This is a genomic window from Pseudomonas sp. 14P5.3.2 (assembly GCF_057799175.1).
Map to the genome: position 1 here is coordinate 1 of NZ_JBYOKU010000020.1, position 20,139 is coordinate 20,139.

Consider the following 20,139-nt stretch of genomic DNA (forward strand, 5'->3'; position numbering starts at 1 on the left):
CAAAAAAAACGCAAACCACCCACAAAGCCCGCTCCCACAGGAGAATGTGTTCAAGGCCGGGAGCCTAGCAGACGGTCGGTCTGAGGGACAGCTTGCGCGATTGACATTGTCTGGTAGAATCCGCGGCCTAATTACGTGCGGTATTCAACAATAGTGTTGGGTGGCGGCACGCTAGCCTGAGGAATACACCATGAAAGCCGATATTCATCCAAACTACGTAGAAATCGATGTTACCTGCAGCTGCGGTAACAAATTCGTAACTCGTTCGACTCATGGCAAAGCTCTGCCGATCGACGTTTGCAACGAATGCCACCCGTTCTACACCGGTAAGCAGAAGACTCTGGATACTGGCGGCCGCGTTCAGCGCTTTGCCGACCGTTTCGGTGCTTTCGGCGCGAAAAAGGCCTAAGGCCAATCATTCTGGAAAACCTCAATGGCTTTTCCGGGCTGATGAAAAAGGCGTCCCTTGCGGGCGCCTTTTTTGTGTCCGCGATTTGGCTGTCCGGCGCCCAGGCCTTCTGTCCCGCTCCGAAGGGGCTGAGCAGCGTTGCGGTCCAACGCGTGGTCGATGGCGATACCCTGCGCCTGAGCGACGGGCGCAGTGTGCGGATGATCGGTCTCAACACGCCCGAACTGGGCAGGCACGGTCGCAGCGACGAGCCATTCGCGGTGGCGGCGCGTAAACGCCTCGAAACCCTGGTGGCGGACAGCGGCGGTCGGGTCGGTCTGCTCACCGGCAAGCAGGCCAAAGACCAATACGGCCGTACCCTCGCGCATGTTTACAGTGCCAGCGGTAACAATCTTGAAGCGCAAATGCTCGCCGACGGCCTGGGTTTTCAGGTGGCCGTTGCACCGAACGTCGATCTTGTTGCCTGTCAGCAAGCCGCTGAGCAGAGCGCGCGCACCGCTGGGCGCGGCGTCTGGCGCCAGTCGCCTGTACTGAAAGCGGAGCAGATTGAGCACTCGGGTTTCGCAGTGGTCAGTGGGCGTGTGAGCAAGGTTCAGCGCAATCGCGGCGGAATCTGGATCGAGTTGCAGGACTCGGTTGTATTGCGCGTTGCGCCCAATCTGGTTGGCCAATTCGACAGTCCCCGATTGCAGGCGCTGAAAGGCAGGCAGGTCGAGGCTCGCGGCTGGGTCGTCGATCGCTCGCGCCGTGGCGGCTTGCAACCGGGTCAACCGCGTTGGCTGCTGCCGCTGACTGATCCATCGATGCTGCAAGGCGCCCGCTGAAGAAAAATTGTAGACATTTTTTCTGTCGATTGTGAACAGTCAAGCCCTTGTGCGCCGTGGCTCTTGGCCCAAAGTCGTAGGACAGGGCGCTTGACAGGGGTGACTGCTCAGTCTTGTGGGGACTTTGCGAGGCGCGTATCCTCGCTGACCAGTCTGTCCAACAGTAAAAAGCGGAATGCCAAAATGTCTGATCTGAAAACTGCCGCTCTCGAATATCATGCCAATCCTCGTCCAGGGAAGCTGAGTGTCGAGCTCACCAAGGCCACTGCTACCGCCCGCGACCTGTCGCTGGCCTACAGCCCCGGCGTAGCTGAACCAGTGCGTGAGATCGCCCGCGATCCTGAACTGGCCTACAAATACACCGGCAAGGGCAACCTGGTTGCAGTCATTTCCGATGGCACCGCGATTCTGGGTCTGGGTAATCTCGGTCCACTGGCTTCCAAGCCGGTCATGGAAGGTAAAGGCGTACTGTTCAAGCGCTTCGCCGGTATCGACGTGTTCGACATCGAAGTCGACTCCGAAAGCCCGCAAGCCTTCATCGACACCGTTAAACGCATTTCCATCACCTTTGGTGGCATCAACCTGGAAGACATCAAGGCACCTGAGTGCTTCGAGATCGAACGTGCTCTGATCGAGCAGTGCGACATTCCGGTATTCCACGATGACCAGCACGGCACCGCGATCGTGACCGCTGCGGGCATGATCAACGCCCTGGAAATCGCCGGCAAAACCCTGCCGGAAGCCAAGATCGTCTGCCTCGGCGCCGGCGCTGCGGCCATCTCCTGCATGAAGTTGCTGGTGAGCATGGGCGCGAAAATCGAAAACATCTTCATGGTTGACCGTACCGGTGTGATCCACTCCGGCCGTGACGACCTGAACCAGTACAAAGCGGTATTCGCTCACGCCACCGACAAGCGCAGCCTGGCTGACGCTCTGAAAGGCGCTGACGTGTTCGTCGGTCTGTCCGGCCCGAACCTGCTGAGCGCTGAAGGTCTGCTGTCGATGGCGGCCAACCCGATCGTCTTCGCCTGCTCGAACCCGGATCCGGAAATCTCCCCGGAACTGGCGCACGCCACCCGCAGCGACGTGATCATGGCCACTGGTCGTTCCGACTACCCGAACCAGGTCAACAACGTGCTGGGCTTCCCGTTCATCTTCCGCGGTGCCCTGGACGTTCGCGCCAAGCGCATCAACGAAGAAATGAAAGTGGCAGCGGCCAACGCTCTGCGTGAACTGGCCAAACTGCCAGTGCCACAGGACGTGTGCGACGCCTACGGTGGTGCGCCGCTGGAATTCGGCCGTGAGTACATCATTCCGAAGCCAATGGACAAGCGCCTGATCACCCTGATCTCCGACGCTGTGGCCAAAGCCGCCATCGAGACCGGTGTGGCCACCCTGCCGTATCCGAAGAACTACCCGCTGAAAAGCGTGGATGACGTGTTCAACGGCTAAGTCGTTGTAGCGCTTCAACCAGAAGCCCCGGCTCGTGAGAGTCGGGGCTTTTTTGTGCCTGTGTGATTTGTGGTGTTCTTCAGTGCCTCTTCGCGAGCAAGCCCGCTCCCACAGGTTTTGTGGTGTGCGCAAATGCTGGCTACAACCCGGGCACTGTGGGAGCGGGCTTGCTCGCGAAGAGGCCGGCCCAGACAACATAAAATCGCAGCCATAAAAAAGCCCCGCTCTTCTCTCGAAGGCGGGGCTTTTCAATGACGCTGGATCAGAACAGGTCGATCGGCGCCTGCTCATCCGCCGGCAGCGGACTGCCTGGCGCCGCGCCATTGCCCAGCTCATTCACGGATGGCGGCGTGTCTTCCGACTTGAACAGCTCGAAGTAGGCACCCGGCGTGCTCGGCGTGGCCGCGCGACCGCTGACCGGGTCTACCCGCAGGCTTAGGATGCCTTCCGGCTCAGGCTGCACGTGCGGCGGCTTGTCCTTCAGCGCAGCCGACATGTAGTTCATCCAGATCGGCAGCGCCACGGTGCCGCCGAACTCACGGCGACCGAGGCTTTCCGGCTGGTCGAAACCGGTCCACACGGTGGTCACATAATCGCCGTTGTAGCCGGAGAACCATGCATCCTTGGAGTCGTTGGTGGTACCGGTCTTGCCCGCGATGTCGCTGCGGCCCATGGCCAGTGCACGGCGCCCGGTGCCGAGCTTGATCACGTCCTGCAGCATGCTGTTGAGGATGTACGTGGTGCGACCATCGACGATCCGCTCGGCTACTGCCGGTGCTTGTGGCGCTGCTGCGGCGCCCGGGGCTTCACCCGGAACCGGTGCGGCGTTGACGGTGATCGGCTGAGACGCCGGGGCGGCAAAGCCATCGGTCGCCGAGCCACCCTGTGGCACGGTCGGCGGGTTGGCGACGAACAGCGTGTCGCCGTTGCGGCTTTCGATCTTGTCGATGATGTACGGGGTGATCTTGTAGCCGCCGTTGGCGAAGGTGCTCCAGCCGGTAGCGATCTCCATCGGCGTCAGGGTTGCGGTGCCCAGCGCCAGCGACAGGTTCGGCGGCAGGTCCTGCTTGTTGAAGCCGAAGCGGGTGATGTAGTCGATGGTCTTGCCGACGCCCATCGCCTGCAACAGGCGGATCGACACCAGGTTACGCGACTTGTACAGCGCCTCGCGCAGACGGATCGGGCCGAGGAAGGTGTTGGTGTCGTTCTTCGGCCGCCAGACTTTATCCAGGTACTCGTCGACGAACACGATCGGCGCGTCGTTGACCAGGGTCGCGGCGGTGTAACCGCTGTCCAGCGCAGCGCTGTAGACGAACGGCTTGAAGCTCGAACCCGGCTGACGCTTGGCCTGCAGGGCGCGGTTGTAGTTGCTCTGCTCGAACGCGAAACCACCGACCAGCGAGCGGATCGCGCCGTTCTGCGGATCCAGCGACACCAGCGCGCCTTGCGCCTGCGGAATCTGGCTGAATTTCAGCGAATTGTTCGGCTGACGCTGCACGCGAATCAGATCGCCGACCTGTGCCACATCCGACGGCTGGCGCGGTGCGGCGCCCATGCTGTTGGTATTGAGGAACGGACGCGCCCATTTCATGGTGTCCCAGGCAACGTGTTCTTCGCCGCTACGGGTCAGCACTTGCAGGCCGTTCTTGTCGACCTGGGTGACGATCGCCGGTTCAAGACTGCTGATGGTGCGCTGCTTGGTCAGCTCGGTGGCCCAGGCTTCGTGGGTCTTGCCCGGCAGGCGCGACTCGGGGCCACGGTAGCCGTGACGCTGGTCGTAAGTCATCAAGCCTTCGTGCAGCGCGGTGTTGGCCATTTCCTGCAGGTTGCTCGGCACCGTGGTGGTGACGCGGAAACCTTCGGTATAGGCGTCGCTGCCATAGCGGCCGACCATTTCGGCACGGGCCATTTCGGCAATGTACGGTGCGTTCACTTCCGGGGTCGGCACGTGATAGCTGGCGTTCAGTGGCTCGTTGATCGCGGCGGTGTAATCAGCTTCGGAAATCTTCCCGAGCTTGTACATGCGGCCGAGGATCCAGTCGCGACGCTCCTTGCTGCGCGCCGGGTTGGCCAGCGGGTTGAAGCGCGACGGGGCTTTTGGCAGGCCGGCGATCATCGCCATCTGCGCCAGGCTGACGTCGCGGATCGACTTGCCGTAATACACCTGCGCCGCCGCCTCGATGCCATAGGCGCGGTTACCCAGGTAGATCTTGTTCACGTACAGCTCAAGGATCTCGTCCTTGGTCAACTGTCGCTCGATCTGCAGGGCCAGAAGAATTTCTGTGGTTTTGCGCGAGAAGCTGCGCTCGCTGGTCAGGAAGAAGTTCTTCGCCACCTGCATGGTGATGGTGCTGCCGCCGGACTGAATGTGTCCGCTTTTGACCAATTGGGTCGCGGCACGCATCAGGCTGCTTGGATCGACGCCATAGTGGTTGGCGAAATTGTCGTCTTCAGCACTTAGTAACGCATTAATGAAATTGGGGGGAATGTCGGCGAAACGGATCGGAGTCCGGCGCATTTCGCCAAATTCTGCGATCAATTTGTTATCGCTGCTGTAGACCCGCAATGGAATCTGCAACTGAATGCTTCGCAGCGCCTCCACAGAGGGCAAACCCGGACTAAGGTAAAGAAACGCGCCGCTGAGACCTAAAAGCAGTCCGCAGAAAACGGCGACGATGGACCAACCGAAAAATTTCAGCAGACGAATCAAGGCTTTTGGACATCCAGGGCAAAGAATGAATTTGGCGACAGGGTTCCGGGAACACACAGAACAACCCGCGCCGGCAGTAAAAAGCGGAAAAAAACGCTGGGCATTATAAGCACTTTTCTGCTGGGGGCGTCATTTGCGCTTCTGTCAAGGCGCGGTGAAGGAACGCAATGTGTATTACAGAGTCCGTAACTCACGGAAAGTCATAGGGAATTGGTAGTGCTGGGACTCTTCAATAAAAAGACCAATACGTTACTGGGGATCGACATCAGCTCCACTTCGGTGAAGCTGCTGGAGCTTAGCCGCCAGGGCGACCGCTACCGGGTCGAGGCCTACGCGGTGGAGCCTCTGCCGCCCAACGCCGTGGTCGAAAAGAATATCGCCGAGCTCGAAGGCGTGGGCAATGCCTTGTCTCGGGTACTGGTCAAGGCGCGCACCGGGCTCAAGAGCGTGGCGGTGGCGGTGGCCGGCTCTGCGGTGATCACCAAGATCATCGAGATGGACGCCGGGCTGACCGATGACGAGCTGGAAAACCAGCTCAAGATCGAAGCCGACCAATATATTCCCTATCCACTGGACGAAGTCGCTATCGATTTCGAAGTCCAGGGCGTTTCGCCGCGCAACCCGGAGCGGGTCAACGTGCTGCTGGCCGCCTGTCGCAAGGAAAACGTCGAAGTGCGCGAGGCGGCGCTGGCGCTGGCCGGGCTGACGGCGCGAGTGGTCGATGTCGAGGCCTATGCGCTGGAGCGCTCGTTCGGCCTGCTCGCCACTCAACTGGCCGCCTCGCAGGAACGCCTGACGGTGGCAGTGGTGGACATCGGCGCGACCATGACCACTCTCAGCGTCCTGCACAATGGCCGCATCATCTATACCCGCGAGCAACTGTTCGGTGGCCGCCAACTGACCGAGGAGATTCAGCGCCGCTACGGCCTGACCGTCGAGCAGGCCGGGCTGGCGAAAAAGCAGGGCGGTCTGCCGGATGACTATATCAGCGAGGTCTTGCAGCCGTTTCGGGATGCGCTGGTACAGCAGGTGTCGCGCTCGTTGCAGTTTTTCTTTGCCTCCGGGCAGTACAACGCAGTCGATCACATTCTGCTGGCCGGTGGCACGGCGTCGGTGCCAGGGCTGGATCGCCTGATCGAGCAGCGCCTGGGCACCCCGACCCAGGTCGCCAACCCGTTCGCCGACATGGCCTTGAGCAGCAAGGTCAACGCCGGGGCCCTGGCCAGTGACGCGCCGGCCCTGATGATTGCCTGCGGGCTCGCGCTCAGGAGTTTCGACTGATGGCGCGGATCAACCTTCTCCCCTGGCGCGAGGAGCGTCGCGAAGAGCGGCGCAAGCGCTTCCTGCTGATCCTGATCGGGGTCTTCGTCGGTTCGGTGGGTGCAGTGTTCATTGCCGTTCAGATCTTCGATGCCGCCATCGAGCGGCAGGCCGCGCGCAATGCCTACATCGGCAAGCAGATAGCGGTGGTCGACGAACGGATCAAGCAGATCAGCGAACTCAAGGCCCGGCGCCAGCAACTGGTCGAGCGCATGCGCATCATCCAGGACTTGCAGGGCAACCGGCAGATCAGTGGACGGATCTTCGATCAACTGGCACGCACGCTGCCGGACGGCGTGTATTTCACCAGCGTGAAACTGGTGGGCAAGACGCTGACCATCAATGGCGCGGCCGAGTCCAATAATCGGGTTTCGGAGCTGATGCGCAATCTGGATGCCTCCGACTGGTTTGATGCGCCGAGCCTCAACGAGGTGAAGGCGACGACCGCCGGTCAGGTGGATCAGGCCAACGTCTTTCAGCTGACCGTTCGTCAGACCCAGCCAGCCGTGACGGAGGGCGACAAATGAAGCCGTCCGAATGGCTGCAAAGTCTGCGCAATATCGACTTCAACGATCTGGATACCAGCAACATCGGTTCCTGGCCGGCCGCGGTGAAAACCATCGCGGGAGCGTTGCTGGCGGTGCTGGTGTTGGCGCTTGGCTATAACTTTTTCATCAGCGACATGGAAAACCAGCTGGAAGCCAAGCATCAGGAAGAAGACACCTTGAAGGAGCAGTTCGCCAGCAAGGCGCACATGGCCGCCAACCTGGAGCTGTACACCCAGCAGATGAAGGAGATGGAAAACTCCTTCGGCGTGCTCCTGCGGCAGTTGCCCAGCGACACTGAAGTCCCGGGGTTGCTGGAAGACATCACCCGCACCGGGTTGGGCAGTGGCCTCGAATTCGAAGAGATCAAGCTGCTGCCGGAGGTGACCCAGCCGTTCTACATCGAGTTGCCGATCCAGATCACCGTCACCGGGGCTTACCACGACCTCGCCACTTTCGTCAGTGGCGTCGCCGGGTTGCCACGGATCGTCACGTTGCACGATTTCGAACTGGCGCCGGCCAACCCCGAAGGCGGGACCAAGCTGCGCATGAGCATCCTCGCCAAGACTTACCGCTATAACGACAAGGGGTTGGACAAATGACCCCGATCCGTTATTTCGCCCTGTCAGTGCTGGTGCTCGGCCTCAGTGGTTGCGGCAGCAGTGACGAATTCAGCGACCTCGACGCTTACATGAACGAAGTGCGTCTGCGCCCGGCGGGCAAGATCGAGCCGACGCCGACGTTCCATTCCTACCCCACGTTTACCTACAGCGCGGCCAACCTGCGCAGCCCGTTCTCGCGTCAGGTGCGGGTCGATCTGGCCGGGCAGCAGCGCGGCTCGCGCAATGTCAAACCCGACCCCAACCGCGTCAAGCAATACCTCGAAGGTTTCAACATCGAGCAGTTTGAAATGGTCGGCACCATCTCCAATGCCTCCGGCTCCTTTGCCCTGCTGCGTGGGGCCGGCGGTGTGCATCGGCTGAAGGTCGGCGACTACCTGGGGCGCAACGACGGGCGCATCGTGGCGATCAGCGCCACGCAGGTCGATGTGGTCGAAATCGTGCCCGATGGCGAAGGCGCCTGGCTGGAACGTCCGCGCACCATTCCTTTGAAAGAGCACTCATAGTGGAAGTCGAACAATGAACAGGATTTTTTCCACCCTCGGTTTTTCGCTATGGATAGCGCTGCTGTCACCGATGGTTCAGGCGGCCAGTCTCAAGGCGCTGGATGTGGCGGCGTTACCGGGTGACCGCATCGAGTTGAAGCTGTCGTTCGACGGCCCACCACCGCAGCCCAAGGGCTACACCACCGAATCTCCGGCGCGAATCGCTCTGGATCTGCCGGGTGTCGCCAGCCAGCTGACGAGCAAGACCCGCGATCTGGGCAGCGGCAATGCGCGAACGGCGACGGTGGTCGAGGCCAACGACCGTACGCGCCTGATCATCAATCTGACGCAACTGACGCCCTACACCTCGCGGGTCGAGGGTAAGAATCTGTTCGTGGTGGTCGGGCAGGGCGCCAAGCCTGCTGCACCGCGGCCAGCTACTGCTGCGCCACGACCGGTCGCGGCTCCGGCGAAGGCTTACGCCCCCGTTGCCAAGACCATTCGTGGCGTCGACTTCCAGCGTGGCACCGCGGGCGAGGGCAACGTGGTCATTGATCTGTCGGACCCGACCATCGCCCCGGATATCCAGGAGCATGACGGCAAGATCATCCTCAGTTTTGCCCGCACCCAGTTGCCCGACAGGCTGCGGGTGCGCCTCGACGTCAAGGACTTCGCCACGCCTGTGCAGTTCGTCAACGCCACCGCCAGCGGTGATCGTGCGGTCATTACCGTCGAACCCAGCGGCACCTTCGACTATTCCACCTACCAGACCGATAACAAACTGACCGTCAGCATTCGCCCGATGACGGTCGATGACCTGCAAAAACGCAATGCCGAGCGCCAGGCCTACAGCGGCGAAAAGCTCTCGCTGAATTTTCAGGACATCGATGTGCGCTCGGTGCTGCAACTGATCGCCGATTTCACCAACCTCAACCTGGTGGCCAGCGATACGGTGCAGGGCGGTATTACCCTGCGTCTGCAAAACGTGCCATGGGATCAGGCGCTGGACCTGGTGCTGAAAACCAAAGGGCTGGATAAACGCAAGATCGGCAACGTGTTGCTGGTGGCGCCGGCCGACGAAATCGCTGCCCGCGAGCGCCAGGAGCTGGAGTCGCAGAAACAGATCGCCGAACTGGCACCGCTGCGCCGCGAGCTGCTGCAGGTGAACTACGCCAAGGCGGCGGACATCGCCAAGCTGTTCCAATCGGTGACCAGCGCCGAGGCGAAAATCGACGAGCGCGGCTCGATCACCGTCGATGAGCGCACCAACAACATCATTGCCTACCAGACTCAGGATCGCCTCGATGAACTGCGGCGGATCGTGGCGCAACTGGATATTCCGGTGCGTCAGGTGATGATCGAGGCGCGGATCGTCGAGGCCAACGTCGATTACGACAAGAGTCTGGGCGTGCGCTGGGGCGGTTCGATCCAGAACAAGGGCAACTGGAACACCTCCGGGGTCAGCAATGGCACGTCGACCACCATCGGCACACCGGGCAGCACCAGCACCAATTCGCCGTTCGTCGACATGGGCACGATCGGTAACACCTCGGGGATCGGCATCGCCTTCATCACCGACAATGTGCTGCTCGATCTTGAGCTGACGGCCATGGAGAAAACCGGCAACGGTGAAATCGTCTCCCAGCCGAAAGTGGTCACCTCCGACAAGGAGACCGCAAAGATCCTCAAGGGCACCGAGATTCCGTATCAGGAAGCCAGCTCCAGCGGCGCGACGTCGGTGTCGTTCAAGGAGGCTTCGCTGTCGCTGGAAGTGACGCCACAGATCACCCCCGACAACCGCATCATCATGGAGGTCAAGGTCACCAAGGACGAACCGGACTACCTGAACAAAGTGCAGGATGTCCCGCCGATCAAGAAGAACGAGGTCAACGCCAAGGTGCTGGTGAACGACGGCGAGACCATCGTGATTGGCGGTGTTTTCTCAAATACTCAAAGCAAGGTCGTAGATAAGGTGCCATTTCTTGGCGATGTGCCGTATCTTGGCCGCCTTTTCCGGCGTGATGTGGTTTCGGAGAAAAAATCCGAGCTGCTGGTATTTCTCACTCCGCGTATCATGAATAACCAGGCGATTGCTGTGAGTCGTTGATTCTGTGCGAAATTTGATTCTTGTAGGACCGATGGGCGCTGGAAAAAGCACCATCGGCCGGTTGCTGGCCAAAGAGCTGCGCCTGCCGTTCAAAGATTCCGACAAGGAAATTGAACTGCGCACGGGCGCCAATATCCCGTGGATCTTCGACAAGGAAGGCGAACCCGGCTTTCGCGACCGTGAGCAGGCGATGATCGCCGAGCTGTGCGCTTTCGACGGCGTGGTGCTGGCGACTGGCGGCGGCGCGGTGATGCGCGATGCCAACCGCAAGGCCCTGCACGAGGGCGGGCGGGTGGTGTATCTGCACGCCTCCGTCGAGCAGCAGGTCGGCCGCACGTCGCGCGACCGCAATCGTCCTTTGCTGCGCACCGCCGATCCGGCGAAAACCCTGCGTGACCTGCTGGCGATCCGTGATCCGCTCTATCGGGAAATCGCCGATCTGGTGGTGGAAACCGACGAGCGGCCACCGCGTATGGTGGTGCTCGACATTCTCGACCGTCTGGCGCAGCTTCCACCCCGTTAAAGCATCGCCCGAAATGCGCTATCCTCGGCGTCCTGTCAGAGCCGCCGAGGTTGTGGCGGATGGCGTGCGAGCGGCGTCAAACCCGCTATAGGCTGCAGACAACCAATAATTCAGGGCAGGACGCCTGCTTCCATCTTCACTGTGGGGACACATGCAGACACTCAAGGTCGATCTAGGCGAGCGCAGCTACCCGATTCATATTGGCGAAGGTTTGTTGGATCAGCCTGAGTTGCTGGCGCCGCATATCCACGGGCGGCAGGTGGCAATCATCTCCAACGAGACCGTTGCGCCGCTCTATCTCGAACGTCTGACCCGCAGCCTGGCGCAGTTCTCGGTGATCTCGGTGGTGCTGCCGGACGGCGAAGCCTTCAAGAACTGGGAAACCCTGCAGCTGATCTTCGACGGCTTGCTGACCGCCCGTCATGACCGCCGCACCACGATCATCGCCCTCGGCGGCGGTGTCATCGGTGACATGGCCGGTTTCGCCGCCGCTTGCTACCAGCGCGGCGTCGACTTCATTCAGATTCCTACCACGCTGCTGTCCCAGGTCGATTCGTCGGTGGGCGGCAAGACCGGCATCAACCATCCGTTGGGCAAGAACATGGTCGGCGCGTTCTATCAGCCGAACGTGGTGCTGATCGATACCGCGTCCCTGAAAACCCTGCCAGAGCGTGAGCTGTCCGCCGGTCTGGCCGAGGTCATCAAGTACGGTCTGATCTGCGACGAGCCGTTCCTGACCTGGCTCGAAGAAAACGTCGACGCCCTGCGCGCGCTGGACCAGAAGGCCCTGACCTACGCCATCGAGCGCTCCTGCGCGGCCAAGGCTGCAGTGGTCGGTGCCGATGAGAAGGAAACCGGCGTGCGCGCCACGCTCAATCTCGGCCACACCTTCGGCCACGCCATCGAGACCCACATGGGCTATGGTGTCTGGTTGCATGGTGAGGCGGTCGCCGCAGGTACGGTGATGGCGCTGGAAATGTCCGCGCGTCTGGGCTGGATCAGCGAGCAGGAACGTGATCGCGGCATTCGGCTGTTCCAGCGTGCCGGTCTGCCGGTGATCCCGCCGGAAGAAATGACCGAAGCCGATTTTCTCGAACATATGGCAATTGATAAAAAAGTGATCGACGGTCGTCTGCGCTTGGTGCTGCTGCGCCGGATGGGCGAAGCGGTGGTGACCGCCGATTATCCGAAAGAGGTTCTACAGGCCACGCTGGGAGCGGATTACCGCGCTCTGGCTCAGCTTAAAGGTTAATAAGATTCCGATGACTAGTTTGCATGCCGACGAGGCGTTCCTCGGCCATTTCCAGTTAAGTCACGACCCTTTCGCGCCGCGGGTGCCGGGCTTCAAATTCTTCCCGGCCCAGCGCAAGCCGGTGCTGGGGCAACTGCACCACCTGGCGCGTTACAGCCAGTTGCTGCTGGTGGTCACCGGTCCGCAAGGCAGCGGCAAGACCCTGCTGCGCCAGGCGCTGGTGGCCAGCACCAACAAGCAATCGGTGCAAAGTGTCGTGGTGTCGGCTCGTGGGGCTGGCGATGCCGCCGGCGTGCTGCGTCAGGTTGCTCAGGCGCTGGACGTGGCGCAGGCCGAGGTCGGCGCGATTCTGGCGCAAGTGGTGCAGCTGGCACTGACCGGGCAGGAAGTCTATCTGCTGGTGGATGATGCCGAGCAGCTTGACGAATCTGCGCTCGAAGCGCTGATGGCGCTGGGTGCCGGTGCGCCGGAAGGTCGTCCACACGTGTTCCTCTTCGGTGAATCGTCGCTGATCGCGCAACTGGAGGCCTTGCACCTCGAGGAAGAGCGCTTCCACGTCATCGAACTGCAGCCGTACACCGAAGAAGAGACCCGCGAATATCTCGACCAACGGCTCGAAGGTGCGGGCCGGGGTGTCGAACTTTTCACCGCGGATCAGATCTCTGAGATTCACGAAAGCGCCGAGGGTTGGCCTGGCAACATCAACCAGGTCGCTCGCGATGCACTGATCGAAGTCATGATTGCCAGCCGCTCTGCGGTCAAGCGTCCAAGTATGGGGTTCAACATGCCGAAGAAACACGTATTGGCGATTTCCGCCGTCGTTGTGGTCGCGGTCGCCGCCGCCTGGCTGATGCCGGGTCGCAACAAGGCGCCAACCACTGGCGCACCCGCCAACGAACAGGCACAACTGCCATTGGGCCAGGGCGCCAAGGGTGGCGCGCCGAACGTCGAGTTCGCCGGCAATACCCAGCCGATGCCGCTGCCGCTGGTCGGCAACTCGCAGCCGGTGATGCGCGGCCCGCTGGCTGAGGCTGCTGGCGGCATCACCGAAGGCGACGACGGCGTGCCTGTCGAAGGTTCCAGCGCGACGCCGCCGACCGTAACGACTTCCGCACCACCGGCAGGTGTTCCGGCCGGCCCGGCGCCGACCCCGGTTCCGGTGCCAGCCGCCAAGCCGACCCCGGCACCGACTCAGGTCGCCACCGCCAAGCCTGCTCCGGCAGCGCCAGCGGCCAAGCCGACTCCGGCTCCGGCCAAGCCTGTTGCTGCCGCCAAACCGGCCGAGAAGCCGGTTGCCGTGGCCAAGGCTGCCGGTGGCAGCTGGTACGCCGGTCAGCCGACCAGCAATTACGTGGTGCAGATCCTCGGCACCAGCTCCGAAGCGACCGCGCAGAACTTCGTCAAGGAGCAGGGCGGCGAGTACCGTTATTTCAAGAAAGTCCTCAACGGCAAGCCTCTCTACGTGATCACCTACGGCAACTTCGCCAATCGTGATGCAGCCGTTTCTGCCATCAAGGCCTTGCCAGCGAAGGTTCAGGCTGGTAAACCTTGGCCTCGCACTGTCGCCAGCGTCCAACAGGAACTGGCAACAACTCGCTGAAGATTCGGCGGCCTTACCCAGGCCGCCTCTCCAAGCACCTCAAAATTTCTACGAGTGCGCGCTTCCTTCCAGGTCGCGTGCCTTGTGGTGTCTGCGTCACAGTAGTCTTTGAGTCGTTGCAGTCAGAATTAAAAAAGTTTTGACTAGCACAGCAGATCGCTTTAAACCTTTCACAAATGCGACATAGATTTGCGACATTTCGTCGTCAAATTTGTGAGCGTCTGTGTCGCTGTGTACAATGACCACCCTTTTGCCCCCGCAAAGCCGGCGTACGTTCGGCGCGGTCAGCAAGTGGTTGAATTGAAAAGAAATTTGCCTCGAAAAGAGGCAGCCTGGTGAGAAAGTGTCTATGAAAGCAGGTCTGTACCAACCAGATGAATTCAAGGATAACTGCGGTTTCGGCCTGATAGCCCATATGCAGGGCGAGCCCAGTCATACCCTTTTGCAAACGGCCATCGAGGCCCTGACCTGCATGACCCACCGCGGTGGGATTAATGCCGACGGCAAGACCGGTGACGGTTGCGGTCTGCTGATTCAAAAGCCTGACGCGTTCCTGCGGGCGATCGCCCAGGAAAACTTCAGCGTCGAGCTGCCCAAGCAATATGCCGTGGGCATGGTCTTCTTCAACCAGGATCCGGCCAAGGCCGAAGCCGCTCGCGAGAACATGAACCGCGAGATCCTCGCTGAAGGCCTGCAACTGATCGGCTGGCGCAAAGTGCCGATCGACACCAGCGTCCTCGGCCGCCTGGCCCTTGAGCGCCTGCCGCAGATCGAGCAGGTGTACATCGGCGGTGAAGGCCTGAGCGATCAGGACATGGCGGTCAAGCTGTTCAGCGCCCGTCGTCGCTCGTCGGTGGCCAACGCCGCCGATACCGACCACTACATCTGCAGCTTTTCGCACAAGACCATCATCTATAAAGGCCTGATGATGCCGGCCGACCTGGCCGCGTTCTATCCGGACCTCGGTGACCAGCGCCTGCAAACCGCGATCTGCGTGTTCCACCAGCGCTTTTCCACCAACACCCTGCCGAAATGGCCGCTGGCTCAGCCATTCCGCTTCCTCGCCCACAACGGCGAGATCAACACCATTACCGGTAACCGTAACTGGGCGCAGGCCCGTCGGACCAAGTTCACCAACGATCTGATGGATCTGGAAGAGCTCGGCCCGCTGGTCAACCGTGTCGGTTCCGACTCCTCGAGCATGGACAACATGCTCGAACTGATGGTCACCGGTGGCATCGACCTGTTCCGTGGCGTGCGGATGATCATTCCGCCTGCGTGGCAGAACGTTGAAACCATGGACCCGGATCTGCGTGCGTTCTACGAGTACAACTCGATGCACATGGAACCGTGGGACGGCCCGGCCGGCGTGGTGATGACCGATGGTCGTTACGCGGTGTGCCTGCTCGACCGTAACGGTCTGCGTCCGGCGCGCTGGGTCACCACCACCAACGGTTTCATCACCGTTGCTTCGGAAATCGGCGTCTGGAACTACCAGCCAGAAGACGTGATCGCCAAGGGCCGTGTCGGCCCGGGCCAGATCCTCGCCGTGGACACCGAAACCGGGCAGATCCTCGACACCGACGCGATCGACAACCGTCTGAAATCCCGTCATCCGTACAAGCAATGGCTGCGCAAGAACGCCCTGCGCATCCAGGCGACCATGGAAGACAACGACCACGGTTCGGCGTTCTACGACGTCGATCAGCTCAAGCAATACATGAAGATGTATCAGGTCACGTTCGAAGAGCGTGATCAGGTGCTGCGTCCGCTCGGCGAACAGGGCTACGAAGCCGTCGGTTCGATGGGCGACGACACGCCGATGGCCGTGCTGTCGCAGCGTGTGCGCACGCCGTACGACTATTTCCGCCAGCAGTTCGCGCAGGTCACCAACCCGCCGATCGACCCGCTGCGTGAAGCGATCGTGATGTCGCTGGAAATCTGCCTCGGTGCCGAGCGCAACATCTTCCAGGAATCGCCGGAACACGCCTCGCGGGTGATCCTCAGCTCGCCGGTGATCTCGCCGGCCAAGTGGCGCTCGCTGATGAACCTCGACCGCCCGGGTTTCGAGCGGCAGATCATCGACCTCAACTACGACGAAAGCGTCGGCCTCGAAGCGGCGATCCGCAACGTCGCCGATCAGGCTGAAGAAGCCGTGCGTGCCGGGCGTACCCAGATCGTTCTGAGCGACCGTCATATCGCGCCGGGCAAACTGCCGATCCACGCTTCACTGGCGACCGGCGCGGTGCACCATCGCCTGACCGAAAAAGGCCTGCGCTGCGATTCCAACATCCTCGTGGAAACCGCGACCGCACGCGATCCGCATCACTTCGCGGTGCTGATCGGTTTCGGCGCCTCGGCGGTCTATCCGTTCCTGGCCTACGAAGTGCTGGGCGACCTGATCCGCACCGGTGAAGTGCTGGGCGACCTCTATGAGGTGTTCAAGAACTACCGCAAAGGCATCACCAAAGGTCTGCTGAAGATCCTGTCGAAGATGGGCATCTCGACCATCGCCTCGTACCGCGGTGCGCAGCTGTTCGAAGCCATCGGCCTGTCCGAAGAAGTGTGCGAACTGAGCTTCCGGGGCGTGCCGAGCCGCATCAAGGGTGCGCGTTTCGTCGACATCGAAGCCGAGCAGAAAGCACTCGCCACCGAAGCCTGGAGTCCGCGCAAGCCGATCCAGCAGGGCGGTCTGCTGAAGTTCGTCCACGGCGGCGAATATCACGCGTACAACCCGGACGTGGTCAACACCTTGCAAGCCGCCGTGCAGCAGGGCGATTACGCCAAGTTCAAGGAATACACCTCGCTGGTGGACAACCGTCCGGTGTCGATGATTCGCGACCTGTTCAAGGTCAAGACGCTCGACAAGCCGCTGGACATCAGTGAAATCGAGCCGCTGGAATCGGTGCTCAAGCGCTTCGACTCCGCCGGTATCTCGCTGGGCGCACTGTCGCCGGAAGCTCACGAAGCCCTGGCCGAAGCCATGAACCGCCTCGGTGCGCGTTCCAACTCCGGCGAAGGCGGCGAAGACCCGGCACGTTACGGCACGATCAAGAGCTCGAAAATCAAGCAGGTCGCGACCGGCCGTTTCGGTGTAACCCCGGAATACCTGGTCAACGCCGAAGTGCTGCAGATCAAGGTTGCTCAGGGCGCCAAGCCGGGCGAGGGCGGGCAACTGCCAGGCGGTAAGGTCAACGGGCTGATCGCCAAGCTGCGTTACGCAGTGCCGGGCGTGACCCTGATTTCGCCGCCGCCGCACCACGACATCTACTCGATCGAAGACTTGTCGCAGCTGATCTTCGACCTGAAACAGGTCAACCCGAAGGCACTGGTTTCGGTGAAGCTGGTAGCAGAAGCCGGCGTCGGCACCATCGCCGCCGGTGTGGCCAAGGCCTATGCGGACTTGATCACCATCTCCGGCTACGACGGTGGTACCGGTGCTTCGCCGCTGACCTCGATCAAATACGCGGGCGCGCCGTGGGAACTCGGCCTGGCTGAAACCCACCAGACCCTGCGCGGCAACGACTTGCGCGGCAAAGTCCGGGTGCAGACCGACGGTGGCCTGAAAACCGGTCTCGACGTGATCAAGGCAGCGATCCTCGGCGCCGAAAGCTTCGGCTTCGGTACGGCGCCGATGATCGCCCTCGGTTGCAAATACCTGCGCATCTGCCACCTGAACAACTGCGCCACTGGTGTTGCGACGCAGAACGAGAAGCTGCGCAAGGATCACTACATCGGTACCGTCGACATGGTGGTGAACTTTTTCACCTACGTCGCCGAAGAAACCCGTGAGTGGCTGGCCAAGCTCGGCGTGCGTTCCCTCGAAGAGCTGATCGGCCGTACCGATCTGCTGGAAATCCTCGAAGGCCAGACCGCCAAGCAGCACCACCTGGATCTGACCCCGCTGCTGGGCAGCGATCACATCCCGGCGGACAAACCGCAATTCTGCGGCGTTGAGCGCAACCCGCCGTTCGACCAGGGCCTGCTGGCCGAGAAAATGGTCGACATGGCGACCTCGGCGATCAACGACCTCAGCGGTGCCGAGTTCGAACTGGACATCTGCAACTGCGACCGTTCGATCGGCGCGCGGATCTCCGGCGAAATCGCGCGCAAGCACGGCAATCAGGGCATGGCCAACGCGCCGATCACCTTCCGCTTCAAAGGCACGGCCGGTCAGAGCTTCGGCGTGTGGAACGCCGGCGGTCTGCACATGTACCTGGAAGGCGACGCCAATGACTACGTCGGCAAAGGCATGACTGGCGGCAAACTGGTCATCGTCCCGCCGAAGGGCAGCGTCTATCAGACTCAGAACAGCGCCATCATCGGCAACACCTGCCTGTACGGCGCCACCGGCGGCAAGTTGTTCGCCGCCGGCACCGCGGGCGAGCGTTTCGCTGTGCGTAACTCCGGTGCCCACACGGTCGTGGAAGGCACTGGCGATCACTGCTGCGAGTACATGACCGGTGGTTTCGTCTGCGTCCTGGGCAAGACCGGTTACAACTTCGGCTCTGGCATGACCGGTGGTTTCGCCTACGTGCTCGACCAGGACAACACCTTCGTTGACCGGGTCAACCACGAACTGGTGGAAATCCAGCGGATCAGCGGCGAGGCGATGGAAGCCTACCGCAGCCACTTGCAGAACGTGCTGAACGAGTACGTCAAGGAAACCGAGAGCGAGTGGGGTCGTGAACTCGCCGAAAACCTTGATGACTACCTGCGCCGTTTCTGGCTGGTGAAGCCTAAGGCTGCCAACCTGAAATCGTTGCTTTCCAGCACTCGTGCCAACCCGCAGTGATATGCGCCTGAAGAGTTTGATGAGGTTTTAACAATGGCTGAACGTCTGAATAACGACTTCCAGTTCATCGATGTCGGGCGCAAGGATCCGAAGAAGAAACTGTTGCGTCAACGCAAGAAAGAGTTCGTCGAGATCTACGAACCGTTCAAACCCCAGCAGTCGGCCGACCAGGCCCACCGCTGCCTGGGTTGCGGCAACCCGTATTGCGAATGGAAGTGCCCGGTGCACAACTTCATTCCCAACTGGCTGAAGCTGGTGGCCGAGGGCAACATCCTCCAGGCCGCCGAGCTGTCGCACCAGACCAACACCCTGCCGGAAGTCTGCGGTCGGGTGTGCCCGCAGGATCGGCTGTGCGAGGGTGCCTGCACCCTCAACGACGGTTTCGGCGCGGTGACCATCGGTTCGGTCGAGAAGTACATCACCGACACCGCGTTCGCCATGGGCTGGCGCCCGGACATGTCCAAGGTCAAGCCGACCGGCAAGCGTGTCGCGATCATCGGTGCCGGCCCGGCGGGCCTGGGCTGTGCCGACGTGCTGGTGCGTGGCGGCGTGACCCCGGTGGTGTTCGACAAGAACCCGGAAATCGGCGGTCTGCTGACCTTCGGTATCCCTGAGTTCAAGCTTGAGAAGAGCGTGCTGAGCAATCGTCGCGAAGTCTTCACCGGCATGGGCATCGAGTTCCGCCTCAACACCGAGGTCGGCAAGGACGTGACCATGGAACAACTGCTCGCCGAATACGATGCGGTATTCATGGGCATGGGCACCTACACCTACATGAAGGGCGGTTTTGCCGGTGAGGACCTGCCGGGCGTCTACGACGCGCTGGACTTCCTGATTGCCAACGTCAACCGCAACCTGGGCTTTGAAAAGTCGCCGGAAGATTTCGTCGACATGAAAGGCAAGAAGGTCGTGGTACTCGGTGGTGGCGACACGGCGATGGACTGCAACCGCACCTCGATCCGTCAGGGCGCCAAGTCGGTGACCTGCGCCTATCGTCGTGACGAAGCGAACATGCCCGGCTCGCGCAAAGAGGTGAAGAACGCCAAGGAAGAAGGCGTGAAATTCCTCTACAACCGCCAGCCAATCGCGATCGTCGGTGAAGACAAGGTCGAAGGCGTGAAAGTGGTCGAGACCCGTCTCGGCGAACCGGACGCCCGTGGCCGCCGCAGCCCCGAGCCGATCCCGGGCTCCGAAGAGATCATCCCGGCCGACGCCGTGGTCATCGCGTTCGGTTTCCGTCCAAGCCCGGCGCCGTGGTTCGAACAGTTCGAAATCCAGACCGACAGCCAGGGCCGCGTCGTCGCGCCTGAGCAGGGTCAGTACAAGCACCAGACCAGCAACCCGAAAATCTTCGCCGGTGGCGACATGGTGCGCGGTTCCGACCTGGTGGTGACGGCGATCTTCGAAGGCCGCAATGCCGCCGAAGGGATCCTTGATTACCTGGGCGTCTGATTACATTTCAGCCTGAAATGCGCTCAAAAATGTGGGAGCGGGCTT

Annotated in this window: 14 protein-coding genes; 13 read left to right on the plus strand and 1 reads right to left on the minus strand. The window is 61.3% G+C overall.

Translation table 11 applies throughout. The features are described 5' to 3' along the window. The first annotated feature begins 190 nt into the window (after positions 1–190). The 3 genes from rpmE (at position 191) to AC27VU_RS17170 (ending at position 2,685) form a co-directional block, all read left to right on the plus strand. On the plus strand, positions 191–409 hold the full coding sequence (rpmE, locus tag AC27VU_RS17160; RefSeq protein ID WP_003220885.1) for a 50S ribosomal protein L31: 219 nt from the start codon (positions 191–193) through the stop codon (positions 407–409). Between the two features lie 41 nt (positions 410–450). Then, positions 451–1,233, plus strand: coding sequence for a thermonuclease family protein (locus AC27VU_RS17165; RefSeq protein WP_488724516.1), 783 nt, complete (start codon positions 451–453; stop codon positions 1,231–1,233). A gap of 183 nt (positions 1,234–1,416) precedes the next feature. After that, positions 1,417–2,685, plus strand: coding sequence for a malic enzyme-like NAD(P)-binding protein (locus AC27VU_RS17170; protein ID WP_003220889.1), 1,269 nt, complete (start codon positions 1,417–1,419; stop codon positions 2,683–2,685). A gap of 262 nt (positions 2,686–2,947) precedes the next feature. Here AC27VU_RS17170 and AC27VU_RS17175 read toward each other — a convergent pair whose 3' ends face one another. Then, entirely contained in the window at positions 2,948–5,392 is a 2,445-nt protein-coding gene (locus tag AC27VU_RS17175; RefSeq protein ID WP_410017538.1) for a penicillin-binding protein 1A, read from the minus strand. A gap of 219 nt (positions 5,393–5,611) precedes the next feature. On the opposite strand from AC27VU_RS17175, the gene AC27VU_RS17180 reads away from it, so the two are divergent. The 10 genes from AC27VU_RS17180 to AC27VU_RS17225 all read left to right on the plus strand — a co-directional run bounded on the left by AC27VU_RS17180 (position 5,612) and on the right by AC27VU_RS17225 (position 20,094). Then, positions 5,612–6,676, plus strand: coding sequence for a pilus assembly protein PilM (locus tag AC27VU_RS17180; protein WP_003220893.1), 1,065 nt, complete (start codon positions 5,612–5,614; stop codon positions 6,674–6,676). Continuing rightward, complete coding sequence (locus tag AC27VU_RS17185; RefSeq protein ID WP_488724517.1) at positions 6,676–7,242, plus strand: PilN domain-containing protein; 567 nt, start codon at positions 6,676–6,678, stop codon at positions 7,240–7,242. The genes AC27VU_RS17180 and AC27VU_RS17185 overlap by 1 nt, the downstream gene beginning before the upstream one ends. Next, the gene (gene pilO, locus AC27VU_RS17190; protein ID WP_226499849.1) at positions 7,239–7,862 is read left to right on the plus strand and encodes a type 4a pilus biogenesis protein PilO; all 624 of its coding nucleotides are present in this window, start codon (positions 7,239–7,241) and stop codon (positions 7,860–7,862) included. Before AC27VU_RS17185 ends, pilO begins: the two co-directional genes overlap by 4 nt. Further along, positions 7,859–8,386, plus strand: coding sequence for a pilus assembly protein PilP (locus AC27VU_RS17195; protein WP_103485590.1), 528 nt, complete (start codon positions 7,859–7,861; stop codon positions 8,384–8,386). Before pilO ends, AC27VU_RS17195 begins: the two co-directional genes overlap by 4 nt. Before the next feature lie 13 nt (positions 8,387–8,399). Continuing rightward, complete coding sequence (locus tag AC27VU_RS17200; RefSeq protein ID WP_488724518.1) at positions 8,400–10,472, plus strand: type IV pilus secretin PilQ; 2,073 nt, start codon at positions 8,400–8,402, stop codon at positions 10,470–10,472. A 4-nt stretch (positions 10,473–10,476) separates the two neighbouring features. After that, positions 10,477–10,995 (plus strand): shikimate kinase AroK, encoded by a 519-nt coding sequence (gene aroK / locus AC27VU_RS17205; RefSeq protein ID WP_045122260.1) that lies wholly within the window; start codon positions 10,477–10,479, stop codon positions 10,993–10,995. Positions 10,996–11,146: 151 nt separating this feature from the next. Next, a complete protein-coding gene (aroB, locus tag AC27VU_RS17210; protein WP_488724519.1) occupies positions 11,147–12,247 on the plus strand; it encodes a 3-dehydroquinate synthase in 1,101 nt (366 codons plus the stop codon). Positions 12,248–12,257: 10 nt separating this feature from the next. Further along, on the plus strand, positions 12,258–13,847 hold the full coding sequence (locus AC27VU_RS17215; RefSeq protein WP_488724520.1) for an AAA family ATPase: 1,590 nt from the start codon (positions 12,258–12,260) through the stop codon (positions 13,845–13,847). 349 nt (positions 13,848–14,196) lie between these two features. Beyond that, positions 14,197–18,642 (plus strand): glutamate synthase large subunit, encoded by a 4,446-nt coding sequence (gene gltB / locus AC27VU_RS17220; protein ID WP_003220908.1) that lies wholly within the window; start codon positions 14,197–14,199, stop codon positions 18,640–18,642. A gap of 33 nt (positions 18,643–18,675) precedes the next feature. Then, entirely contained in the window at positions 18,676–20,094 is a 1,419-nt protein-coding gene (locus tag AC27VU_RS17225; protein ID WP_003220910.1) for an FAD-dependent oxidoreductase, read from the plus strand. The last annotated feature ends 45 nt before the right edge of the window (positions 20,095–20,139 follow it).